Origin of the sequence: Pantoea anthophila, from assembly GCF_026104315.1 — a bacterium.
Lineage (GTDB): Bacteria > Pseudomonadota > Gammaproteobacteria > Enterobacterales > Enterobacteriaceae > Pantoea > Pantoea anthophila.
Map to the genome: position 1 here is coordinate 2288694 of NZ_CP110473.1, position 7047 is coordinate 2295740.

Consider the following 7047-nt stretch of genomic DNA (forward strand, 5'->3'; position numbering starts at 1 on the left):
GTGTTAATCAACGGGGAGCAGGTCAGTCTACCTCGTCAAAACTCAGCAACGTTGGGCAGTATTGAGGAAGGAATTCGAGATACAGGTAGCATGAAAAATCACATTACCTGGCGTAAAGACAACGATATGGCGGCCAAAAGACCGCCATATTAATAGGAAGAATTAAATCGAAACTAGCGTTTTAACCGCTTGTGTCCCTCACGTTTTTGACCTCGTGTTTTGCGCTTTCGCTTACGAATATTCTCCACAAACTGGCTGACGCCCATTTCTTCCTTGGTCGCAAATTCTGGCTTTAATGCACCAATAACCTGCCCCAACTGAGCCATACAAACAGGCCAAAAAGACCAGACCTCATGTTTGTTGAACAACTCTACCTCATTAAGCTTCAGAAGGCTGCTGAACTTACGAGCCAGACGTCCTTTTGAATCACCACGCCTTAACACATCTATCCATGCTTTGATGCCATTAGTTTTGGGCCGGTCATTGGTAAAAACAGCATTCATAAGTTCTCCCTCCAGTTTACGCTTATAAACCAGCAAGCGCTCAAAAGGGTTATCGAGCTTTCCAAGATCAGACAACATCAGTGCTTTTTGCCTGAATCCACGTTCACCGGGACCAATAGACTCAGGTTGAATACGTATTTCTATACGCAGAAACTGGGGGTACTCTCCCTTGTCAATTTCAAGGAAAAACTCCCGCTTACGCTTCCCTTTTTCATAAACATACCTTGCATGCTCAGAGAATGTGAGCCGCTTAAATAAAGTAGCATCTATTTTTCCATAAATTAACCCTGACAATTGGGAATCTGCTGCGCCAAGAGATAATCCCGGCAGCCCTTGGGGCTTATCGTGGTCTTTATAAACTGATGATTGTTTCAATCCCCAAAGATAATCATTCAACTTGCACCCATAGATATCCAGAGCAATATCCAGCCGGGTGACCCATGCTCGCTTCAGCAGTTGATTAAAAGTCTCACCGAGACGGCCAATCAACCACTTAAGCAACAAATCCATCTGTTTTCCTGTCATGTGCTGGGGATGAAACTGAATACTGAATCCACCAGTTCCTGCTGCTTTTGGCCCCCACAATAGATATGCCAACATTGGTGCATCAGGTTTATTACGTGAAATACACAAACCAAATTTGTAAGGGTGATGTGTTCCAGTTGAGTTCCGTGGTGATTTCTCCTGCACAAGAAAGTTTTTCCACTCCTGTCCCAGTAAGGACTGTAAATTCTGCATAAAATCAGCTTTCTCCTCATCACTATGGAAACGGGATACCATTGAAAGCCAGTCGATGCGAAGCTTCATCGTATGCCAGTAATAACTATCGCAGATCTCATTTGATGTATTAAATTCAACATTCTTCTTATTAAGTAACTTGTTCTTTTTCATTGGTGTTCCTTATCAGGCATTAATCCGATTGAGGAACAGAGAGCATCAGCAACCTATCAGCTATAAGTAGTAATCTTGGTGAAGACATTGTTTAGTTTAACCAGCGTCAGCGTTGGCTGATACGTTCTCTGTTCATGGTTATACGTGCGTGAATAACGTGCTGTTAGACGTTCATGCACTTACTGAACACGCTGGCGGTCAGCCAGCCACTGGTTAACTTCATGCTCGTAGAAACCTACCGAACGAGTACCTATACGGACCTGCCGCGGAAATTCATTACGCTGGAGCATTCTGTAGAGTGAAGCCCTGCTCATGGCGCAACGTTCAAGAACTTCCGGGACCTTGATGATACGAATTGTGGTCATAACGCACCTGTTTAAGTTACGCATCGGCTGATGCGAACAGGCTTTTACAACCATCATTTTCAGACCTAATTTGGTCGAAAATGCCAAAAGCAACAGTTGCATAATCGAAAAATGAAACTTGCAACAGTTGCTTTGATGAATTAGTTCAGGCTTAATCCCCTAATGAAGCAACTGTTGCTTTATGCATGAGTGGTTGATTACAACAAAGGGGATCTAATGAGAAATCAGAAAAAAAACGATGCCGTGAGCCGGGTTTTAGCCAGCCGGGAAAACCTTGAAGAGGAGATTGGAAGTGCTTTCACAATCAATATGAATGAGCAGGTTAAGATGAGGTTGCGGGAGTTATGTGTGTTCTATGGTGATGAGGATATGCTCACAAGGAAATCAGGGACAGGCCGACGCTTTAGCAAAGTATTGGCCAGAATAATTGATGCTCATTACATTACTTATGTATTCAAACCTCGAACGGATCAAGCTAAAGAACTAATTCGAGTTTTCAAACTTGTTCATCGTTTGAAAATGAGAGGCAAGGATAACTCAACTATCAAGGAGTCCATGATAGAAAAAGGATTTGACAGGCCTTTCGCTATAGCAGATCTTCCGACAGACAAAAACCTAGATCCCAAATTATGGATAGATGCAGATATAGAAAGGATGTTATATCCGGCGAAAGTGCTTAAGCTTTTGATGAAAATAGAAGATGAGCATGATAAATGAAATTGTCGTACCGAACATTCTCTCACCACATATGTAAATGATACCGTCACCAGCACCTAATCCGCTTGCTGGCGCTGATTTTCATCCCCTCACCACGACAGTCATAGCGCGTTGTCGTGGATATGTCGCTGTGACCTGCCAACTGGCGAACGGTGTTGATATCCACGCCCTGCTCCAGCAAACGGGTGATGAAGGTGCGCCGCATATCATGAGGGGTAAACCGCGCAATGATAGATGTTTGCTGTAACTCAGCGAGGATACCCGTTAATCCGGTTGTTGTCAGCGGCTGACTGACTACTTTGCCGTTACGCTGAATTCGGCTGAACAGTGCGCTTTCAGCCTCCTCTGCGCCAACTTTCAGCCACGCGCGGATAGCCTTATCCACTGCATCCGCCACGTGAATTTCGCGGTATTTACGCCCCTTCCCTTGCCTCACTGTCAGGATGCCGTTGTCATAGTCCCGGCGCTCAAGTTTAACCAGTTCCCCGGCCCGCAGGCCCGTTCCACAAAGCGTCAGCACAATAGCGGCATCACGGTAGCGCCTTACCGGTTGCGGATGCTGTTTTGCAGCCTGAATCAGTGCCCGGATTTCCGACTTTTCTAACGCCCTTCCCTTACGCTGGATATCGCCACTTACGCGCTTAACTGATCGGATACGTGCCAGCGTTTCGGCATCCATGCAATTGAGGTTAAAGGCCGTCTGCGCTACGCCCCGGAGTGCTGACAGCGCCATGTTGACCGATGACACGGCGTAACCGTCATCCAGCAATGCCGCGCGCACTTTGGCTACGGCGGCGTAGTTAAGTTGTTCCCACGGATAGTCTGCTGCATCCGCACCGCGTTTAAGTATGCTGGCGCTGCGGTTTAACAAGCTGGTGATGCCCCGCCGTCCCGATGGTGCCAGACCGCTAATATACGCATCGAACACGGTTGTTTGTACCATAGGCACGACCTGACGTAACGCTGTCCTGTTCATGCGCCTAACCCGCAATAACGTACATTAAACCAGGTAACTTTCAGCATCACACTAGCCCCCGTTCAGCCATTGATACCGTTTCAGTTCCTGCCACGATAAAGTGATCAAGTAACCGCACATCCAGCATTTCCAGCAGCTCCTGAAGCTTTTTGGTCAACTGGATGTCACAACGGCTGGGTTCAGGCTCGCCGCTGGGGTGGTTGTGGACAAGGATGACTGCGGCGGCGTTATGCTTCAGTACATGCTTAATAACTTCACGGGGGTGAACGCTGACCGAGTTTAGCGTACCCCTGAACAGGATTTCGCGGTGCAGCAGCTGATTCTGATTATCGAGCAGGATGATGCCAAACTCTTCATGTTCAAGCGGTGCCAGCTCAACCATCACGCACCGTCGAACATCATCAGGGGAACAGAGTTGAACCCCACGCTGATAGTACCGGCTAATAATTTCACGCGCATGATCGAGGATACGCGTTTCACGTTGGGTAAACATGGTCATGTCAGAACTCCCGTTCAATGAAGTAAATGGCGTCGGGAAACAGCTGGCGGCGGGTTACGCCAGTACGCAGGGAGAAAGCTTTACGGGGCATGGTGGTTCGCCCGTTGCTGTCGAAGAAACAGAGCGTTTCCTCATCCATTTTGACCAGAAGAGACCAGTGAAACTGGTCGCTGAGCATAATCAGGCGGGAGTAGTCAGTGACGTCCATAAAACGCTGCATTTCCCTGAAAAGCCGCCCGTCTGATAACCCTCGCTTCCCTGAAAAGGGTCTGGTAATTTGAACCGGAAACTGGCGGTTGTAATGTCCTTTCTGTAACACCTGCGCCATCAGCCAGTCTAAACGGTCTTCTTCAATCCCTTCGGTCAGCCACTCATGCAAAGGCCAGCGCTGCTGGTAAGCCTGAATAAGCCGGTTCATGAGTGGTTTTCGCTTCACCCGACCGTCATACAGCCAGCTCAGCATATTCACCACACAGTACGCGCCGCAAAGACAGTCAAGCTCTCCCTGTACAGACGCGTGTATCCCTCTGCTTACAGTCACAGATAATGTCTCCATCAATAATTAGCTGTCAGTGTGGCGGGATTAGCTTTCCCACATAACGGTGAGGGTGTAGATATTCAGGAAGTGGTAATGAACGAAATTTCTCTGCCAGAGCGCAAAAATGTCTCGCCCTTCCCCTGGGGGTAAATCACCGGCATAGGACAGGAAGACATAGCGCTGGCTCCAGCTGATATCGATTTCCTTTTCGAGCTCCGGGTCTGTCCCCATATATTTGAAGTCAGTGATGTAATCGAAATACCATTCATCGTTGCGGGAAATAATCCTTATTTCGACCGGATGAAACCCACCATTTTCAGCGCTGTAATTGATATCTTTGAACAGCAATGTAACAGCGCGAATATTCGGTTTAACTGGCGGCTTTTTACTGAGCTCAGCCAGTATAATATTAATGAGTTCCTGACTTACGGGCATGGACAGCCCTTCCTGACGGATAATATTCATTGTATTTCTTCCGGTAAATATACGTTTGGGTTGATGACACAAACCACTAATTAACCCTAACCCGTACTGACTTTTCAGACGATAGACGTCCTCCCGCCAGAAGGGATATAAAATGAAAGATTAAGTTGGCTATTAGTTTATGTATCAGCTACTGAATAATATGGCACTATCCAGTAATGACATTTTACCAGGAATATACTTATAAAGCAAATAATTTCACATAGAAACTAATTCCAAATTTAATTTATGAATTCATCTAAAAACAGGAGAAGGCTTTTCCTTTTGCCGTAATCCAATTTGTTCCAGACTTGATCGAGGCGTTGTTTTAATTCTTTATCAAGCCCAGATAGATAGTCAGACGGGATATTAGAAACATTCAGATCATCCATGCAATCAATAAAGAACCAACTTATTGGTGTCTTTAGAGACACTGCAATTTTAACTAAATGCGCAACATTGATCTTATTCGTTCCTCGTTCATAGCGGGAAAGTTGTTGCTGAGATATATCGATAATTTCTGCAAGTTCAGCTGCGGTTAACCCGGCTTCTTTACGTCTGCTCTGAATACGCTGTCCTACCAGCTTATCAGCTGAATCTGCCACCAGTTTAACCATCATTTATTCTCCCGTCCGTCCATAAGCGGAAGTTTGGGTCTTTTTTACTCTTGCATGAACATCAATAATGACATTAAAATCCAGTAAATACTCACTTATAGACCAAAAAAGACTAAGACTGACGAGCTGAATGACCAGCAGATGAGCCTTAGAACAAAGGTGGACAAAAGGGGAACATTGTGGCAACCACCATTACTGAGATAACGGATTGCTTTGAGTACTTTTTCAGCTCCCTTTATCGGCGTGAATTTGTCAAAACACTGCGTCTGAATGAATGTAGCGAGCGGGAATTACTGCCATTAGTACGTAGCTATTTACTGGGTTGGTTTGCGGATAACGTTTCGCCAGAAGTTAAAAGCAGGCTACCTAGAACGGTATCCGGGCATGGTTTCATTGACTTTGTGATTGACGATGTGGCCGTTGAGTTTGCAGTCCGTAAGCCAACAGCAGCTCGTTCCAATGTCTCCGCAACCGTAAACAGCACGGAAGTGAAGAAGTTGATGAAGCACGACGGCAAAGCACTGCTTGTACTGTTTGACTTCTCTGACACGCCCTATTCAGAAGAACAGATCGAATCATTCCGTAACTGGCCCTCCCTGGGTCGGGGGAATCACCGTAAATCAGCTTTCAACGTTGTGTATTTCTTTGTGGAAAAACGCAGGCCACTGGCACTGGGGAAAATCACCAAAAACATTCGTATTAGCTAACAGGATATTTAATGATGAAGAGAATTGTTACTGCATTAGTACTGACAGCCTTAGCCTTCCCGACAATCGCAGCTCAATACGCTAAGCCCGGCGCAGTTTTAACGCTAAAGCCAATGAACGGTAATGCAGAGTTCAGCATCAACGCATCAACCAAAGATGGCTCAGGGATCTGTAACATGGAAGGTACAGCGCAACAAATAGCTGCTGGTGAGAATCAGAAACGCCGTTGGGTCTGGAATGATAGTTCCAGCCAGTGTGTTGCCGTGCTCAGCGAGATAAATAATGGAAAAACCAGCGTGATGACTCGTGGTTGCGAAGGATACTGCGGGGCTTCGGTAGCAGGCGCAATGGATGGTCAATACAAAAAAATAACAAGATAACCACTCTGAATTGAAGGGAACAATTAATGAAAATAAACATATCTCTGGTGCTGATTGCAGCGGGTTTAATAGCGGGCTGCGGCGATAAGACACCAAAATGCAATAGTGATGACGCTAAGAATCTGGTCATTGATATAGCACGGAAAACGATAGAGAAAAGAATGACGCTGGATAAGGATGTGCGGATTTCAGTCGAAAACGTCAGGACGGTCAGTCATGAGTCAGGTCTCGATGTTTATCAGTGCGCTGCTGACCTTTCATTCACAAAGCCAGGTGCGCAGCAGTCATTGCCGATAACTTATCGAATACAGAAAACTGAGGATAGAAAAGGCCAGTTTTATATAAATGTATCCGGTTTATAGTTATCTTTGCTACCCGCTTCTGATTAACGT

General features: G+C 45.9%; 11 protein-coding genes. 4 read left to right on the forward strand and 7 right to left on the reverse strand.

From position 1 onward, the window contains the following. Positions 1–173: 173 nt before the first annotated feature. Both OJ965_RS13175 and OJ965_RS13180 read right to left on the reverse strand, forming a co-directional pair. Positions 174–1394, reverse strand: a complete 1221-nt coding sequence (locus OJ965_RS13175) for a hypothetical protein (protein ID WP_265136229.1) — start codon at positions 1392–1394, stop codon at positions 174–176. A 179-nt stretch (positions 1395–1573) separates the two neighbouring features. Then, positions 1574–1759 (reverse strand): helix-turn-helix transcriptional regulator, encoded by a 186-nt coding sequence (locus OJ965_RS13180; RefSeq protein ID WP_265136231.1) that lies wholly within the window; start codon positions 1757–1759, stop codon positions 1574–1576. 216 nt (positions 1760–1975) lie between these two features. Between OJ965_RS13180 and OJ965_RS13185 the strand changes: the two genes are divergently transcribed. Then, positions 1976–2476 carry a hypothetical protein gene (locus OJ965_RS13185; protein WP_265136233.1) on the forward strand — a complete coding sequence of 167 codons (501 nt, stop codon included), beginning with the start codon at positions 1976–1978 and terminating at the stop codon, positions 2474–2476. A 46-nt stretch (positions 2477–2522) separates the two neighbouring features. On the opposite strand, the gene OJ965_RS13190 is transcribed toward OJ965_RS13185, so the two are convergent. The 5 genes from OJ965_RS13190 to OJ965_RS13210 form a co-directional block, all read right to left on the reverse strand. Beyond that, the gene (locus tag OJ965_RS13190; protein WP_265136235.1) at positions 2523–3452 is read right to left on the reverse strand and encodes a tyrosine-type recombinase/integrase; all 930 of its coding nucleotides are present in this window, start codon (positions 3450–3452) and stop codon (positions 2523–2525) included. Between the two features lie 46 nt (positions 3453–3498). Continuing rightward, positions 3499–3951 carry a JAB domain-containing protein gene (locus OJ965_RS13195; protein ID WP_265136237.1) on the reverse strand — a complete coding sequence of 151 codons (453 nt, stop codon included), beginning with the start codon at positions 3949–3951 and terminating at the stop codon, positions 3499–3501. 1 nt (position 3952) lies between these two features. Continuing rightward, the gene (locus OJ965_RS13200; RefSeq protein ID WP_338117909.1) at positions 3953–4414 is read right to left on the reverse strand and encodes a hypothetical protein; all 462 of its coding nucleotides are present in this window, start codon (positions 4412–4414) and stop codon (positions 3953–3955) included. A gap of 120 nt (positions 4415–4534) precedes the next feature. Further along, positions 4535–4954: a DUF2787 domain-containing protein gene (locus tag OJ965_RS13205; RefSeq protein ID WP_265136239.1), complete on the reverse strand. Its 420-nt coding sequence runs from the start codon at positions 4952–4954 to the stop codon at positions 4535–4537. A gap of 239 nt (positions 4955–5193) precedes the next feature. Beyond that, on the reverse strand, positions 5194–5571 hold the full coding sequence (locus OJ965_RS13210; RefSeq protein WP_420874788.1) for a helix-turn-helix domain-containing protein: 378 nt from the start codon (positions 5569–5571) through the stop codon (positions 5194–5196). 176 nt (positions 5572–5747) lie between these two features. On the opposite strand from OJ965_RS13210, the gene OJ965_RS13215 reads away from it, so the two are divergent. From OJ965_RS13215 to OJ965_RS13225, 3 genes are read left to right on the forward strand one after another with little or no spacing between them, the layout of a single operon-like run. Then, positions 5748–6275: a hypothetical protein gene (locus OJ965_RS13215; protein ID WP_265136241.1), complete on the forward strand. Its 528-nt coding sequence runs from the start codon at positions 5748–5750 to the stop codon at positions 6273–6275. Positions 6276–6289: 14 nt separating this feature from the next. Beyond that, positions 6290–6655, forward strand: coding sequence for an acyl-CoA dehydrogenase (locus OJ965_RS13220; protein ID WP_265139278.1), 366 nt, complete (start codon positions 6290–6292; stop codon positions 6653–6655). Positions 6656–6681: 26 nt separating this feature from the next. After that, positions 6682–7017, forward strand: a complete 336-nt coding sequence (locus OJ965_RS13225; RefSeq protein WP_265136243.1) for a hypothetical protein — start codon at positions 6682–6684, stop codon at positions 7015–7017. Positions 7018–7047 lie beyond the last annotated feature (30 nt).

Coding starts and splice junctions, on each gene's coding strand:
- OJ965_RS13225 (WP_265136243.1), top strand. CDS start 6,682: ATGAAAATAAACATATCTCTGGTGCTGATTGCAGCGGGTTTAATAGCG.
- OJ965_RS13185 (WP_265136233.1), top strand. CDS start 1,976: ATGAGAAATCAGAAAAAAAACGATGCCGTGAGCCGGGTTTTAGCCAGC.
- OJ965_RS13210 (WP_420874788.1), bottom strand. CDS start 5,571: ATGATGGTTAAACTGGTGGCAGATTCAGCTGATAAGCTGGTAGGACAG.
- OJ965_RS13220 (WP_265139278.1), top strand. CDS start 6,290: ATGAAGAGAATTGTTACTGCATTAGTACTGACAGCCTTAGCCTTCCCG.
- OJ965_RS13205 (WP_265136239.1), bottom strand. CDS start 4,954: ATGAATATTATCCGTCAGGAAGGGCTGTCCATGCCCGTAAGTCAGGAA.
- OJ965_RS13190 (WP_265136235.1), bottom strand. CDS start 3,452: ATGAACAGGACAGCGTTACGTCAGGTCGTGCCTATGGTACAAACAACC.
- OJ965_RS13195 (WP_265136237.1), bottom strand. CDS start 3,951: ATGACCATGTTTACCCAACGTGAAACGCGTATCCTCGATCATGCGCGT.
- OJ965_RS13180 (WP_265136231.1), bottom strand. CDS start 1,759: ATGACCACAATTCGTATCATCAAGGTCCCGGAAGTTCTTGAACGTTGC.
- OJ965_RS13175 (WP_265136229.1), bottom strand. CDS start 1,394: ATGAAAAAGAACAAGTTACTTAATAAGAAGAATGTTGAATTTAATACA.
- OJ965_RS13200 (WP_338117909.1), bottom strand. CDS start 4,414: ATGCTGAGCTGGCTGTATGACGGTCGGGTGAAGCGAAAACCACTCATG.